Source organism: Terriglobales bacterium (genome assembly GCA_035567895.1).
GTDB lineage: Bacteria > Acidobacteriota > Terriglobia > Terriglobales > Acidobacteriaceae > Gp1-AA112.
The window spans coordinates 1-13,908 of record DATMPC010000110.1; the positions used below are offsets into that span (position 1 = coordinate 1).

The following is a 13,908-nucleotide window of genomic DNA, read 5'->3' on the forward strand; positions in this document are numbered from 1 at the left end:
TGTGGGTTTATGAACGCCATGGCCGCTGCTACCTATCTTGCTGCGAAGGGAGTTCCTTTCCGCACGGCCCACGAGTGTATCGGTAAGGCCGTAAGTGCTTGCCTCGATCGAGGCTGCGAACTGGCTGATTTAAGTTTGGAGGATTTGAAGCAGTTCAGTCCGGCGTTTGATCGCGACTTTTATTCCGCGATCACGCTGGATGCTGTTCTTGGTTGTCACGATGTTCCAGGCGGTACCGCTCCCGCACAGGTGCGAGCGGCTCTTGAAAATCTCGAACAGCGCGTACGCGCGCTACAGGAGGCACTCCATGCTCACGCGTAGAGCGATCCTGCCGGATGTTGAGCGGATCCACAAACTGATCGGTGAATACTCGCCCGACGGCACGCTGCTGCCGCGGACACTCGCAGAATTGTCAGAGAACGTCCGCGACTTCATCGTCGTCGAAGACGAAGGCGAGATCATAGCCTGCGGCGCGCTGCACTTCTACGGACGGCACTTGACCGAGATCCGCTCCATCGCCGTCTACCCGAAGCACAAGGGCAAAGGGGCTGGCCGCTTCCTGATCGATGCGCTGCTCGAAGAAGCCGCGCACCACGAGATCACGTGTGTCTGCCTGTTTACGCGGATTCCGGACTTCTTCGCAAAGTTCGGATTTGAATTCGCCAGTCGCGAGGTACTGCCGGACAAGATCTACAAAGACTGTCTGAAGTGCCCCCGGCTTCACGCTTGCGACGAGGTCGCGATGTATCGTGGTTCGCTGCCCAAGGTTACGCCGGTGAAGCTGGAGGACATCCAGGTTCCCTTGTCAGCGTTGCGGGCTTAGACAGTACCGAAAAAAGGTCTTACTGAGCGCGGCAGGAGCGTGTGCTAGCATCTGCTCTATGAAGTACGGTGTCGTTTTCGAACAGGATGAAGATGGCATGTTCGTTGCCACTTGCCCGGCTTTGCCCGGCTGCATCTCACAAGGTCGCACCAGAGGAGAGGCGCAAGCCAATATCCGCGAAGCGATCTCAGCCTATCTGAAGAGCCTGCGCAAACATGGGGAACCAGTTCCACCCGGCATAGAAGAAGAGGTAGTGGAGATTGCTGGGATGAAGCTGTAGGTAGTCTCCGGTGCCGATGCGGTCAAGGCTCTTCGAAAAATAGGCTACGAACTGGACGAACAGCAAGGTAGTCACATCGTTGTTCGTCATCGCCAGCCGCCACACAGAAGGCTGTCTATCCCGAATCACTCGCCAAAGGTACTCTGCGGGCCCTCATTCGGCAGGCGGGACTAACAGTCGAAGAATTCCGCGACCTGCTTTAGGGGATTCTTACTTTTGCGCCTTCTGCGACTTCGCTCCACTTAGCTTGGCTTTCAGGGCTTCACGCTTCTCGCGCATCTTCACCACTTTCTTGTGCCTGCGATTGTCGCGTGACTTATCACCATTGACTAAAGACATTGGGCTCCTTATATCTATCGTGCATTATCTCAGTGTCCAATTGTATCGCCTGTTGCTTGCATTCTTCCGGCCGAGGGCGGCCGGAACGACGTTGTCCTTCATCGCTCCACAGCGTAGGTGTAATCCTCGCGCTCGTGCGCAAATGATTGCGCGACTTTCAGAAATGCCTTCGCGGCGTGCGAGAGCTTCGATCGCTTGCGATAGACGATGCGCAATTTGCGTTCGAATTGCAGTTCGGGCACCGATACGCTTACCAGCTTAGGTCCAAGTTCTTCCTGGACCGAAATGCGCGGTAATAGAGCGACGCCATTCCCCATAGCAACGAACTTTTTGATCGATTCAATCGTCGGCAACTCGACGTTCATGTTGAGTGGAGTTTTGGACCTGCGAAAAGCATCGATGACCTTGAGGCGATAAGGCGATTGCACATTGTGCGCGATGAAAACTTCGGCGCCGAGTTGCTGAATCTTCACATGCGATTGCCCGCTAAGCGGATGCTTGCGGTGAACGACGAACGTGAGCTTGTCGCTATAGACGCAGATTGATTGCAACTCCGGTGAATTTGGACGAAAGGAAATCACGCCAAGTTCCGCATTGTGATTGAGCAGATCGTCTGGGATTCGGCTGGCCAGCGAGCGCAAAACCGTGATCTTGATCGTCGGATAGAGCCTGCGAAATTCATCAAGGACCGGCAATAAATAGAGACAGGTGAACTCGTTGGCGGCTATGCTCAGCTTCCCACGATAGAGTTGGCGCAGCTCCGTGAGGGCTCCCTGGGCCTCGGTGCGCAGGTTCACCATTTTTTGCGCGTATTCGTAGACTACTTGGCCCGCATCGGTCAGCGTGCCGTCGCGTGAAGCACGATCCAGGAGCGGCTCACCCAGCTCTTCCTCCAGCTTACGTATCGTCTGGCTGATGGCGGGCTGGCTGCGATGCAGCTTCTGCGCGGCGCGCGAGAAGCTCCCTTCCTGCACAACGGCCATGAAAGTCTGAAGCTGAAAGAGGTCCATTCCGGTAATCAAGCCTGCTTATACGGCTATAAGCAAAAGCCCATACTAACACGATGGATTATGATTCCATAACAATTATAAGCTTGGATTATAGGCATTCCGGCCTTGAGAATGGCTGTTGGCCACTTAGCTCATTGAGGAGAGCCATGGAACGAATCACGATCTTCGACACAACCTTACGCGATGGCGAGCAGTCTCCGGGTTGCAGCATGAACATTCACGAGAAGCTGCGGATGGCGCAGACTCTCGACGCTCTCGGAGTCGACGTGATTGAGGCCGGCTTTCCCATCGCCTCGCAGGGAGATTTCGCGGCGGTAGAGCAGATCGCCCGTGAAATCCGGAGGCCAACTGTTGCGGCGTTAGCTCGCTGCAAGCGGGAAGATGTGGAAAGTGCATGGGCGGCGGTCCGCGATGCCGAGCGTCCACGCATCCACACGTTCCTCGCGACCTCCGATATTCACCTGGAGTTCAAACTGAAGATCACTCGCGCGGAGGCGCTTCAGCAAACGCAAGAAGTGGTGTCGCTGGCGAAGTCGCGCTGCGACGACATAGAGTTTTCCCCCGAAGATGCCACGCGCTCAGACTTCGATTTCCTTTGCGAAGTGCTCGAAACCGCGATCGAATCGGGCGCGACAACGCTAAATATCCCCGACACCGTCGGCTATACACTTCCAGCCGAGTACGGCGCCCTGATCGCCAACCTCTGCAAAAAAGTCAGCAATGTCGATAAAGCCGTCGTCTCCGTGCATTGCCATGACGATCTTGGCCTCGCAGTGGCCAACACTCTGGCAGGCATCGAAGCCGGAGCACGGCAGGTGGAGTGCACGATCAACGGCATCGGCGAGCGGGCGGGGAATGCGCCTCTCGAAGAAATTGTCATGGCGATGCGCGTTCGCGCCGATCGCATGCAGTATCAAACCGGCATTGAGAGCAAGTTGCTCTATGCCGCCAGCCAGCAGTTAGCCGGAATGATCAGCTTCGGGCCGCAGCCGAACAAACCTGTCGTTGGAGCGAATGCCTTCGCGCACGCCGCAGGCATCCATCAGCACGGCATGCTGTCGAATCCTCTCTGCTACGAGATTATGACGCCGGAATCGGTCGGCGCTCCGGGAACGAAACTCGTTTTGGGAAAGCACTCCGGACGTCACGCACTGCAGGCCCGATATGGCGAACTCGGATATCGGCTTAGCCCTGCCGAGGTGAAAGAAATTTATGCGCGGTTCATCGAACTGGCCGACCGCAAAAAGAACATCTACGACCAGGATCTGCTGTCACTGTTGCCGATCGAGCGGCGTTCGGCTCGCGCGAGCGCACCCGTGACAAATGTTGGCGCACCTAGTGTGAGTTAGTGATTCGAGGCGAGAGATGAGGCTTAAGGTTGCGGTTCTGCCCGGCGATGGCATCGGGCCAGAGGTGATGAAGGTAGCCACGAAGGTTATCCGCACACTGGCAGACATCAGCGGATTCGAGTTCCAGTCTCAAGAGTACCCGATTGGCGGTGCAGCGCTGGATGCGACCGGTTTCCCGCTTCCCAAAACGACTCTCGACGCCTGCCTCGACAGCGACGCCGTTCTGCTCGGCGCAGTAGGCTCGGCAAAATTCGATTCCCTCCCCCAGAACCGCCGTCCCGAAGCTGGATTGCTGCAGCTCCGCATCGCCCTTGGTGGATTCGCGAACCTGCGACCCGCGATGGCATACAGCTCTTTGACTGAGTGTTCTCCGTTGCGCGCGGCGATCGTTGCCGGAGCCGACATTCTGTTCGTCCGCGAGCTACTTGGTGGACTTTACTTTGGCGAACCTCGGGGCTTCGATGCTGCCACACACTCAGCTTTCAACACCATGCGCTATAGCGAGTCCGAGATCGAACGGGTCGCGCGTGTGGCTTTCGAGCAGGCTCGACAGCGCAAATCGAAGGTCACATCGGTCGATAAGGCCAACGTGCTCGAGACCTCTCAGCTCTGGCGCAGCGTGGTCAAACGCGTTGCGCAATCCTACCCAGATGTCGCGCTCGACCATTTCTACGTCGATGCTTTCGCGATGCACCTCGTAACGACACCGCAGCGCTTCGATGTTGTCCTAACGGAGAATCTGTTTGGCGACATTCTGTCTGACGAGGCCGCTGCGATCACCGGCTCCCTGGGCATGCTGCCGTCAGCCAGTATAGGCGGTGCGGTCAATCTCTATGAACCAGTACACGGATCGGCGCCGGATATTGCTGGTCGCAACCTTGCAAACCCGCTCGGCGCGATCGCGTCGGCGGCGATGATGCTGCGCTACACGGCAGCCTTGCATCGCGAAGCCGACGAGATGGAAACTGCGATTCGCTCCGTGCTAGCGCAGGGGTATCGCACGGCAGACATTCATCGTTCGCCCAGCGAACAGCAGGTTTCGACCACCGAGATGGGGAGCCTTGTCGAAGAAGCGCTCACTGGAGCGGTGATCCGCAGGCAGGCCTATCACGCGGTATAAGCAAGACAAGTGGAGACGCAGCATGCTGCGTATCCAACAGGCAGACTGATACAAGATGTTGGCCAAGACACTCTTCGAAAAACTTTGGGAGCAGCACATCGTCCATCAGGATCCGGATGGTCGCGCGCTGCTCTATATTGATCTTCATCTCGTGCACGAGGTGACGTCACCGCAGGCGTTCGAAGGACTTCGTCTAAACGGTCTCCGTGTGCGCCGGCCCCAGTTAACCATCGCGACAGTTGACCACAACGTTCCCACCACTCCGAATCGGCACATCATTTCCGATCCGATCGCGGCGCAGCAAATTGAGACCCTGCGCCGAAACTGCCGTGACTTCGGCGTGCAGTTGTTCGATATCGGTTCATCAGAGCAAGGCATCGTGCACGTGATTGGTCCGGAGCTTGGACTCACGCAGCCGGGCAAAACGATCGTCTGCGGGGACAGCCACACCAGCACTCACGGAGCTTTCGGCGCTCTCGCATTCGGAATCGGGACCTCTGAAGTTGAACACGTTCTCGCTTCTCAATGCCTGTGGCAAAAGAAGCCTAAGACGATGCAGATCGTCGTCGACGGTGAGCTGCCGCTGGGTTCGACTGCGAAAGACATTGCATTAGGAATTATTGGCCGCATTGGCTCCGACGGAGCTACGGGACACGTAATCGAATATCGTGGAGCAGCGATTCGCGCTCTCACCATGGAAGGTCGGATGACGCTCTGTAACATGAGCATTGAAGCTGGAGCGCGCGCAGGAATGATCGCGCCCGACGAAACCACCTTCCGGTATGTTCGTGCACGCCGTTTTGCCCCGCCCAGCTTCGAGAAAGCGCTCGCGCACTGGCAAACGCTTCAATCGGATGAGGGGGCGCGGTTTGATGCAACGGTCAGAGTCGACGCTGCCGCTCTCGAGCCTTACGTTACATGGGGCACCAATCCGGGAATGGTAGCTCCCATCACGGGACGAGTTCCCGATCCGAACTCAGCGGCATCCGAGACGGAACGCGCTGCAACAGCACGAGCCTTGGAGTACATGAACCTGAAGCCTGGCACAGCGATGGAAGACATCGCCATAGACCGCGTCTTTATCGGCTCGTGCACGAATGCCCGCATCGAGGATCTGCGTGCTACGGCGGAACTGGTCCGCGGATATCACGTGCATCCGCGAGTACAGGCGATGGTGGTGCCGGGATCGCAGCAGGTGAAGCGCGCTGCGGAGTCCGAAGGACTCGATCGTGTCTTCCGCGCCGCAGGATTCGACTGGCGCGAATCCGGGTGCTCGATGTGCCTTGGGATGAATCCCGACATACTCCAGCCAGGAGAGCGTTGCGCCTCGACCTCAAACCGCAACTTTGAAGGTCGCCAGGGCCGCGGTGGACGCACTCACCTGGTAAGCCCGCCGATGGCGGCAGCAGCAGCCATTACCGGGCACTTCACCGACGTCCGCAAATGGCGGTACAAAGAGGCACAATCTGCATGAGGCCTTTTCGCGAACACACCGGCATCGTGGCGCCGCTGGATCGCAGCAGCGTCGACACGGATCAGATCATCCCCAAGCAGTTCCTCAAGCGCATTGAGCGCACAGGATACGGAGATTTCCTCTTCTACGACTGGCGCTACACAGGCGATGGCAAGCCGCGAGCCGATTTCGTATTGAATCATCCTCAGTTCGCTGGAGCTTCAATCCTGATCGCGGGAAAGAATTTCGGATGTGGTTCCTCACGCGAACATGCGGCGTGGGCTCTATCGAATTACGGTTTTCGCGTGATTATCGCGCCCAGTTTCGCCGACATTTTCACTACCAACGCCGGCAACAATGGATTGCTGTTGGTAACACTCCCCGAGCAACAAATCTCTACGTTGCTCAATCGCGCACAGCAGGCTCCTGGCTACGAAGTGCATGTCTCGCTAGTGGAGGAGACAGTTCGCGACGACCAAGGCTTCGGAGCAGGCTTCGAGATTGACGACTTCCGTCGCACCTGCCTGCTCGAAGGGCTTGATGAAATCGGACTCACGCTGAAGCATGAGTCCGAGATCGCTGCCTACGAAGTGAAACTCGCCGCCCGCGGATGGTAGACGCGACTATTTACCCAGCGTTTCTAGCCGCCAGGCACAGACCTATCTAACTACTGCACCGTGAGGGTCCCAGAACCCGTTACTCCATTTGCGGTCGCCGTAATTGTCGTCGTTCCGCTCGCAGCATTGAGAACTATGCCAGTGTTAGCGTTTATCGGAATATTTGCGTTTGAAGAGGTCCAAGTAGCGTTTACAGTCTGCCCGGAGCTGTCTTTCGCTTGAAATGTCAGAGTAGACCCAGAGGACGCAATAAAGGTAGTGCCAGAACTCGACGTGCATCCAGCAAGGCAAGAGATCGTAAGACCGCCGCCGCCTCCCGTGGTTACAGTAAGAGTGGTGCTGCCGCTTTGCCCACTCTGGCTGGCCGTAATGGTGGTAGTTCCAGTTTGAAGCGCTGTGGCAAGGCCGGCGCTGTTGATGGACGCAACACTCGATGAAGAGGAACTCCAGGTCACCGAAGAAGAGACATCCTTGCTAGTGCCATCGCCGAAACTGCCTATCGCAGTGAACTGCTGGGTCTTAGTCAATTGTAAGGAAGCATTTGAGGGCGTGACCGATATGGCGACCAACGAATTGGCGTCTGGAAAGAACTTTCCGCAGCTCACAGTAAATGCTATTGCGCTAAGCAATGACACCAGTGTCCAGCGATATGAATTCACTGATGCAAACCTGGAATGCCTAATGCTTGACAGACACTTCAACATGCGATGTACGGCCTCCTGAGCAGATGAACGAAGCTTCGGGCACTAGATGCGCGAAAAGTTATGGAGCTTCGCCCATCGGACCCTAACCAACCGACGCGCGCAACTCCGACACGCTCTCGGCAACCTCCAGGGCTTCAGCAAGATCGGCAATTAAGTCTTCAGCATCCTCGATTCCAACAGATAGGCGAATCAAGTCCTGCGGCAATTGCCGTTCGGCTGCAACCTGGGCAGGCACGCTCGCGTGTGACATCCGTCCCGGCAGACTAACAGATGATTGTAGTCCTCCGAAGCTCACCGTAATGGGGAACAGCTTGAGAGATTCCACGATTTGGCGAGAAAGGTTGAGAGAGCCGGTTTCGAAGCTTACTACTGCCCCATTTCCTCGTGCCTGACTCGCGTGAATAGCGAAATTTTCTTTGTCCAGCAACGAGGGGTAATATGTGCGCTTCACCGCGGGATGGTTCGAGAGAAAACTTGCGACTTGTTCCGCGTTGTCCTGTTGACGATCGACGCGGAGCCCCAGCGTTTTGATCCCTCGCAAGAGTAGATACGAGTCGAAGGGACCTAGTACCGCTCCTTCCCCGTTTTGGATTAGATAAAACTCTTCTGCTAGCTGCGCATCTCGCACGACCACCGCTCCCGCGACGACATCGCTGTGTCCGCACAGGAATTTTGTCGCGGAATGGATGACGACGTCCGCCCCAAGAGTAAGCGGGTTCTGCAGATAGGGAGAAAGCATCGTGTTGTCAACACATAGGAGGGCATCTCTGTCGTGAGCGAGTTCCGCCAAAGCGGCAATGTCTACAACTTTCAACAGGGGATTGGTGGGTGTTTCGATGTGGACGAGCCGCGTGCGATCGCTGAATGCGCGCGCGAAATCTTCGACGGCTGATCCGTGAACATAGCGCACATAGACTTCCGATCGCTTCAGAATCTTGGAGAAGAGGCGACACGTCCCACCATAGACATCGTCGATAACCAGGATCTCATCGCCCGGCTTGAGTAGCCGCGTCACCGCCGTAAGAGCCGCCAGTCCACTCGCAAACGCAAACGCTCGCGTTCCGTGTTCCAGCTCTGCAAGCTGCTGTTCGAGAACAGTCCGCGTCGGGTTGCCGCTGCGAGAATAGTCGTAAGCGCTGAAATCGAGCGCTCCTTCCTGCTCGAAAGTCGCGGTCTGGTAAATAGGGGTCGAAACCGCCCGATGCGGATCACCCGGACAACCGTTCGATTGGACAAGTTTCGTATTGATCTTCATGACGCTACGCTCGCTATGTACGCGGTGCTGCTACAAGCCTCTGCCTTGCTCAGTGCGTGCTCAAGATCGGCAATGATGTCAGCGGGATCTTCGAGTCCCACGGAAAGCCGAATCAGTCCATCGGGAATGCCTAGGGCTTCGCGAGTCGCAGGCGGAATATCCGCATGTGTCATGCTGGCCGGATGCGTGATCAATGTCTCGGCTGCGCCAAGGTTCTCCGCAAGCGCGCAAAGCTTGACTGACTTCATTAGCTCCAGCGCCGCAGGAGTTCCACCAGTCACTTCAAAAGACAGCATTCCACCGTGTGCCCCATGCTGACGGCAGGCCAAGTCGTATTGCGGGAATGAAGCCAGTCCCGGATAGAAGACTCTGGTGACGCTGGGATGATTTTCCAGCCATGTTGCGACGGCCAGTGCATTTTCGGAATGACGCTCAAGACGCATTATGAGCGTCTTGAGTCCACGTAACGTCAGCCAGGACTCCAACGGAGACTGAATGCAACCGATCGTCTTCCGCACGAGTCGAAAGCGCTCGAGCAGCGCCTCGTCTTTCGTTGCGAGCGATCCACCCACAGTGGCGTTGTGGCCTTCGATGTACTTGGTAGTCGACAGCACGCTGATGTCAGCGCCAAGTTCAAAGACTGGCTGAAGCGCTGCGGTGAGAAATGTGTTGTCCACGGCAAGCAGTACGCCGGCCTGGCGCGCCGCGCGGGAAATCGCGGCAATGTCCGTGAGTTTCAGGGTGGGATTAGCAGGGGTTTCAATAAAGATCAGCTTGGTTCGAGGCTCAATCGCAGCTTCAACGGCTGCAATGTCCGAAGTATCGACAAAGCTCGCGCGTACGCCCACGCCCTCGAGCACTTGACGAAACAGGCGGACTGTTCCGCCGTAGACAACATCAGAGATGATGGCGTGGTCGCCCTGTTTCAGGATCGACAGAAAAAGGGTGGTGATCGCAGCCATCCCCGTGGAAAAGCACAATGTGGGCGCGCCTTCGAGGGATCCCAGAACATCCTCGAGCGCAGAAACCGTGGGGTTTGCCGCCCGTGAATAGGTAAAGCCTTTGTGAACACCGACGGCCTCCTGCACATAGGTTGTCGTTTGATAAATGGGGGTAAGAATCGCGCCTGTGGCTGAATCGGGCAAAAGATTGCCGTGGATGGTGCGAGTACAAATGCCGCGCGTATCTGAAGACATGAAATCCTCCCGCGTGAACTGGATTTTTTAGGCTGAAAATACGAAGACCGCCGGGAACCCCAGGCGGCCGCTCACGATCAGGAAGATTTGCTACTCGACTCTCAAGCTCCCGATGTGGACAGTACACCGCCCGGGGTGCACATGGCCATATACATTCGGGTCCGATTGAGAGGAGTCATTGGGTCAATCCGGTTCTTGCACCGGATTCAGTGATTCTACACATCGGCCCGAGTCTGTCAACCGCGACATTCTTCTTGTCCGTCCAGCATTGCCAGAATAGGATTTAGCGGCTGTTGAGCTTTCCATGAAACTCAACCCACCTCTCCTCAAAAGCACCATCGTCGCAGCGTTGGGCGGCCTGCTGTTCGGGTTCGACACCGCCGTGATCTCCGGCACGACGCGTGGGCTTACCGATCAATATCATCTCTCACCCAAGTCTTTGGGAATAACTGTTGCAAGCGCTTTGGTGGGCACTCTGATCGGCGCGGCACTCGCGGCGAGTCCTGGCGATCGGTATGGGCGCCGCGACAGTTTACGCGTGATGGCCGTTCTTTATTTTGTTTCAGCGCTCGGCTGTGCCTTTGCCTGGAATTGGCCGGCGTTGGTGTTCTTCCGATTCATCGGGGGATTGGGGATTGGCGGATCGTCGGTGCTCGGGCCCATGTACATCGCCGAGATATCACCGGCGGCATGGCGCGGACGCCTAGTCGGATTCTTTCAATTCAACGTCGTCTTCGGAATTCTGCTGGCTTATCTCTCAAACTATCTCCTGAGCCTGGCTGGCTTCGGCGCTTCGGAATGGCGTTCGGAATTGGGAGTAGCGGCAATCCCAGCGTTCTTGTTTTTCCTGATGCTCTTCGGCATTCCGCGGAGTCCGCGCTGGCTCGCGGAAGTTGGCAGAATCGATGAGGCACGCGCCGTCCTGCGACGAATCGGCGAAGAGAACTACGAGCAGCGGTTGCGCGAGATTGTAGACTCGATCACTCAAGCGAAAGCCCTGGGCAAGGAGGCTCTCTTTCAGAAACGCTATGCCCTGCCAGTCTTTCTGGCGATTTCGATCGGCTCGTTCAATCAACTCTCAGGAATTAACGCCATCCTCTATTACCTGAACGACATCTTCGCGCGCGCTGGGTTCGGCAAAGTATCAGGCAACCTACAAGCAGTGGCCATTGGAGGAACGAACCTCATCTTCACGATGCTGGCAATGTCTGTGATCGACAGGATCGGGCGCAAGACTCTGCTGCTGATCGGCTCGGTGGGAACCATGCTTTGTCTCGCGGGCGTCTCCGTAGTCTTCGCCACCCATCGTAACGAAGAGTTGCTGGTATGGCTGCTCATCGGTTACATCGCCTTCTTCGCCGTCTCACAGGGCGCGGTGATTTGGGTATACATCAGCGAAGTCTTTCCAAATGTCGTCCGGGCCAAGGGACAGAGTCTCGGCAGCTTCACTCACTGGGCGATGAATGCCCTGATCTCTGGCGTGTTCCCGCTGCTGGCGGCACGTTCCGGCGCTTATCCTTTTATGTTTTTTTCCTTAATGATGATCGTGCAATTCTTCGTCGTGCTCTTTATCTACCCTGAGACCAAAGGGATCACGCTGGAGGATATGCAGAAGCGCCTTGAAGGATCAAAGTTCGCAGCGCATTCGTAAAAATCTCCGCCAAGTACTAGGTTCTTCGCCTGATTGGAAGGCGCTCGCAGATTGCTATCCTCGAAGGATGATTGCCGATTTCGCCAATCTGGTACTCGGGCTGCTCGTGGCTCTCTTTCATCGCCCCATCGCCAATTTCATTCTGGATCGCGAGCAGGCGCTGGACAGTTTTTTCCGGCGTCACGGCGTGCACTTCCCGGAACCTCCCAGCCAGGCGACTGCCCACAACATCTACTTCTGTCTGGGTCTATTCATCTCGCTTTTTTCTATCGCCCACATCTGGCTCAGCCTGTAATTAGCTCAATCTATTCCGATTGACTATTTCTTGCGGGCACTGCAGGTCTGCGACAGCACATCTACCTTGAACACAAGAAACGCTCGAGCAGAATGAGGCTTCTCGGAGGTACTCGAATCGGGGTGGTTTGTGGCAGATGCTGCTCCACTACTTGCGGATTGGGTGTCTACGAATGCACCGGTCACCTTAATCTGCCGGCCGACACGCGAGGACAGGTCCTCCGAGCTGTAGAGTTTCACTTTGGCATTGCGTTGCGTCTGAAGAATGTATGTACCACTCTCGTCCTTTGCCAGGCACCCCTTCATCGAGCGTTCGCCTCCCGGCGCTACCCCGCGATGCGATCGGGATGACGGGGACGAAGTAGTTGGTCCTGGCGGCAAAGCTTGGCCTAGACCGGCAACAGTCCAGAACGAAAACAACAATATGACCGCCGTACTCACCTGCGATTTCTCCGAAAGAAATGATGGGCTTCTTCAGTATCTAGAGCCATCTTGAATGCACGTTCAACATATTGGACGAATCATTTCCTGTCCAATCCACAAATGAAAAAAGCCCCGTCTCGGGACAAGGCTTTGCTTACCGCCAATTGGTTGTTGCTAATCGCTGCTTTTCACTGCAATTCTGAATCGCACTGCAAGGCAATTGCGCGACCGGCCTCCCGCATGGCTCTGCGCAATTCCGCTCTATGGGCTTTCAATTCAGCTGATGCCAACTTCAAAGAACCTGAGATATTCCGATTGATGTTGCCGCGATTATCGATCAGCTCTCGGTGAAGTTGTTCCATCGCCTTTCGCAGAGCCCGATTGATCTCGGTGCCATCGATTACAACGCCGCTCCCCACGAGTTCCCCATCGTCGACAAGTGGCTCGATGCTTTGCAAGAAGGGCTCAACACTGTCGACACCTTCGGTTGCCGCTGCGATCGCCAATTCTGTCTCGGGGAAACCCTCCTCGATCAGCGCCGAACTGTCTGAGCCTTTGCGCACTGGCACCGACATAGAGAGAGTCTGTTCCTTCTTGTCGCGAACGATCACTACCGATACTTTTCCGTTCTTGCCGTTGCGCAGCGCCTCACGCCAGTCAGAATTGTCGGAGATCTTCTGATCTCCAACTTTGATAACGACATCGCCGGCGCGAAGGCCTGCGGTTTCAGCGACACTTCCTTTTTGCACGGAGCGAACCAGCATGCCCTCGCCATTTTTCACGCCAAAGTAGTCGCCCAGTTGTGGCGTCAGACTCTCCAGGGTTACGCCAGAAGTGGAGCGGACGCGGGTGATGCTCTGTTCGGCCCACGCTCGCGGGAAATCGGGCATAGGAGGCATCGGCGGAGTGGGCGGCATGACGAAAGCGAAGTCTTGAGGTTCGCGAGGCCAAACGGACGATTCCAGCTTTTTGCGGTCAGCTAATTGGGCTTTGATGGTTTGAGGTTGACCGTTTCGCACGATGTCCAGAGCCACAGTGCGCCCGGGCGGCGTTTCACGCATCAGGCGCTTGAACTGCTCCTGGCTCTCCACAGGCGTGCCGTTGAATCCCACGATGACGTCGTGCTCCTTAAGGCCGGCTTTGCCTGCGGGAGCGTCTTGATCGACTTGAACGACTTCCACTCCGCGATCATCCTTGAGCTTGAGTGCCTGGACGCGCTCGGCGCTGACATCGGCAACACCCACACCGAGGTAGGAGCGGCCGGCGGGACCTTCAAATTCGACCGCGACAGGCGGCGATACGTGACGAATTGTCGTAGTCGCCTTCTGCGCAATCAGCGGTAGCGCAACCATCGCCAAAAACACAATTGCAATTGGATAAATACGTTTCATCGA

General features: G+C 56.4%; 15 protein-coding genes. 8 read left to right on the forward strand and 7 right to left on the reverse strand.

Annotation, left to right across the window (positions count from 1 at the left end; all coding sequences use genetic code 11):
- Positions 1 to 321: hypothetical protein (locus tag VNX88_23605; GenBank protein HWY71673.1), on the forward strand; the 321-nt coding region annotated here is incomplete at its 5' end.
- On the forward strand, positions 308 to 823 hold the full coding sequence (locus VNX88_23610; GenBank protein ID HWY71674.1) for an N-acetyltransferase: 516 nt from the start codon (positions 308 to 310) through the stop codon (positions 821 to 823). The genes VNX88_23605 and VNX88_23610, both read left to right, overlap by 14 nt.
- A gap of 187 nt (positions 824 to 1,010) precedes the next feature.
- Here VNX88_23610 and VNX88_23615 read toward each other — a convergent pair whose 3' ends face one another.
- From VNX88_23615 to VNX88_23625, 3 genes are all read right to left on the reverse strand, one after another.
- Positions 1,011 to 1,193, reverse strand: coding sequence for a hypothetical protein (locus VNX88_23615; GenBank protein HWY71675.1), 183 nt, complete (start codon positions 1,191 to 1,193; stop codon positions 1,011 to 1,013).
- Positions 1,194 to 1,313: 120 nt separating this feature from the next.
- On the reverse strand, positions 1,314 to 1,442 hold the full coding sequence (locus VNX88_23620) for a hypothetical protein (protein ID HWY71676.1): 129 nt from the start codon (positions 1,440 to 1,442) through the stop codon (positions 1,314 to 1,316).
- A gap of 98 nt (positions 1,443 to 1,540) precedes the next feature.
- Positions 1,541 to 2,452 carry a LysR family transcriptional regulator gene (locus VNX88_23625; GenBank protein HWY71677.1) on the reverse strand — a complete coding sequence of 304 codons (912 nt, stop codon included), beginning with the start codon at positions 2,450 to 2,452 and terminating at the stop codon, positions 1,541 to 1,543.
- Positions 2,453 to 2,598: 146 nt separating this feature from the next.
- Between VNX88_23625 and VNX88_23630 the strand changes: the two genes are divergently transcribed.
- The 4 genes from VNX88_23630 to leuD are packed head-to-tail and all read left to right on the forward strand — an operon-like array spanning position 2,599 to position 6,991.
- Positions 2,599 to 3,801, forward strand: a complete 1,203-nt coding sequence (locus VNX88_23630) for a 2-isopropylmalate synthase (GenBank protein ID HWY71678.1) — start codon at positions 2,599 to 2,601, stop codon at positions 3,799 to 3,801.
- Positions 3,802 to 3,817: 16 nt separating this feature from the next.
- Positions 3,818 to 4,921: a 3-isopropylmalate dehydrogenase gene (gene leuB / locus VNX88_23635; GenBank protein HWY71679.1), complete on the forward strand. Its 1,104-nt coding sequence runs from the start codon at positions 3,818 to 3,820 to the stop codon at positions 4,919 to 4,921.
- Positions 4,922 to 4,976: 55 nt separating this feature from the next.
- On the forward strand, positions 4,977 to 6,395 hold the full coding sequence (gene leuC, locus VNX88_23640) for a 3-isopropylmalate dehydratase large subunit (GenBank protein ID HWY71680.1): 1,419 nt from the start codon (positions 4,977 to 4,979) through the stop codon (positions 6,393 to 6,395).
- Positions 6,392 to 6,991 carry a 3-isopropylmalate dehydratase small subunit gene (gene leuD, locus VNX88_23645; protein HWY71681.1) on the forward strand — a complete coding sequence of 200 codons (600 nt, stop codon included), beginning with the start codon at positions 6,392 to 6,394 and terminating at the stop codon, positions 6,989 to 6,991. Before leuC ends, leuD begins: the two co-directional genes overlap by 4 nt.
- A gap of 50 nt (positions 6,992 to 7,041) precedes the next feature.
- Here the strand turns inward: leuD and VNX88_23650 are convergent, their stop codons facing one another.
- The 3 genes from VNX88_23650 to VNX88_23660 all read right to left on the reverse strand — a co-directional run bounded on the left by VNX88_23650 (position 7,042) and on the right by VNX88_23660 (position 10,146).
- The gene (locus tag VNX88_23650) at positions 7,042 to 7,650 is read right to left on the reverse strand and encodes an Ig-like domain-containing protein (GenBank protein ID HWY71682.1); all 609 of its coding nucleotides are present in this window, start codon (positions 7,648 to 7,650) and stop codon (positions 7,042 to 7,044) included.
- Positions 7,651 to 7,777: 127 nt separating this feature from the next.
- Positions 7,778 to 8,950: a cystathionine beta-lyase gene (locus VNX88_23655; protein HWY71683.1), complete on the reverse strand. Its 1,173-nt coding sequence runs from the start codon at positions 8,948 to 8,950 to the stop codon at positions 7,778 to 7,780.
- Positions 8,947 to 10,146: a PLP-dependent aspartate aminotransferase family protein gene (locus tag VNX88_23660; GenBank protein HWY71684.1), complete on the reverse strand. Its 1,200-nt coding sequence runs from the start codon at positions 10,144 to 10,146 to the stop codon at positions 8,947 to 8,949. Before VNX88_23660 ends, VNX88_23655 begins: the two co-directional genes overlap by 4 nt.
- A 304-nt stretch (positions 10,147 to 10,450) precedes the next feature.
- Between VNX88_23660 and VNX88_23665 the strand changes: the two genes are divergently transcribed.
- Both VNX88_23665 and VNX88_23670 read left to right on the forward strand, forming a co-directional pair.
- Positions 10,451 to 11,797, forward strand: coding sequence for a sugar porter family MFS transporter (locus VNX88_23665; GenBank protein ID HWY71685.1), 1,347 nt, complete (start codon positions 10,451 to 10,453; stop codon positions 11,795 to 11,797).
- A 67-nt stretch (positions 11,798 to 11,864) separates the two neighbouring features.
- Entirely contained in the window at positions 11,865 to 12,092 is a 228-nt protein-coding gene (locus VNX88_23670; protein HWY71686.1) for a hypothetical protein, read from the forward strand.
- Between the two features lie 610 nt (positions 12,093 to 12,702).
- Here VNX88_23670 and VNX88_23675 read toward each other — a convergent pair.
- Positions 12,703 to 13,905, reverse strand: a complete 1,203-nt coding sequence (locus VNX88_23675; GenBank protein ID HWY71687.1) for a PDZ domain-containing protein — start codon at positions 13,903 to 13,905, stop codon at positions 12,703 to 12,705.
- Between the last annotated feature and the right edge of the window lie 3 nt (positions 13,906 to 13,908).

Coding starts and splice junctions, on each gene's coding strand:
- leuD (HWY71681.1), top strand. CDS start 6,392: ATGAGGCCTTTTCGCGAACACACCGGCATCGTGGCGCCGCTGGATCGC.
- VNX88_23630 (HWY71678.1), top strand. CDS start 2,599: ATGGAACGAATCACGATCTTCGACACAACCTTACGCGATGGCGAGCAG.
- VNX88_23655 (HWY71683.1), bottom strand. CDS start 8,950: ATGAAGATCAATACGAAACTTGTCCAATCGAACGGTTGTCCGGGTGAT.
- VNX88_23615 (HWY71675.1), bottom strand. CDS start 1,193: ATGACGAACAACGATGTGACTACCTTGCTGTTCGTCCAGTTCGTAGCC.
- VNX88_23620 (HWY71676.1), bottom strand. CDS start 1,442: ATGTCTTTAGTCAATGGTGATAAGTCACGCGACAATCGCAGGCACAAG.
- leuB (HWY71679.1), top strand. CDS start 3,818: ATGAGGCTTAAGGTTGCGGTTCTGCCCGGCGATGGCATCGGGCCAGAG.
- VNX88_23610 (HWY71674.1), top strand. CDS start 308: ATGCTCACGCGTAGAGCGATCCTGCCGGATGTTGAGCGGATCCACAAA.
- VNX88_23625 (HWY71677.1), bottom strand. CDS start 2,452: ATGGACCTCTTTCAGCTTCAGACTTTCATGGCCGTTGTGCAGGAAGGG.
- VNX88_23675 (HWY71687.1), bottom strand. CDS start 13,905: ATGAAACGTATTTATCCAATTGCAATTGTGTTTTTGGCGATGGTTGCG.
- VNX88_23665 (HWY71685.1), top strand. CDS start 10,451: ATGAAACTCAACCCACCTCTCCTCAAAAGCACCATCGTCGCAGCGTTG.
- VNX88_23660 (HWY71684.1), bottom strand. CDS start 10,146: ATGTCTTCAGATACGCGCGGCATTTGTACTCGCACCATCCACGGCAAT.
- VNX88_23670 (HWY71686.1), top strand. CDS start 11,865: ATGATTGCCGATTTCGCCAATCTGGTACTCGGGCTGCTCGTGGCTCTC.
- leuC (HWY71680.1), top strand. CDS start 4,977: ATGTTGGCCAAGACACTCTTCGAAAAACTTTGGGAGCAGCACATCGTC.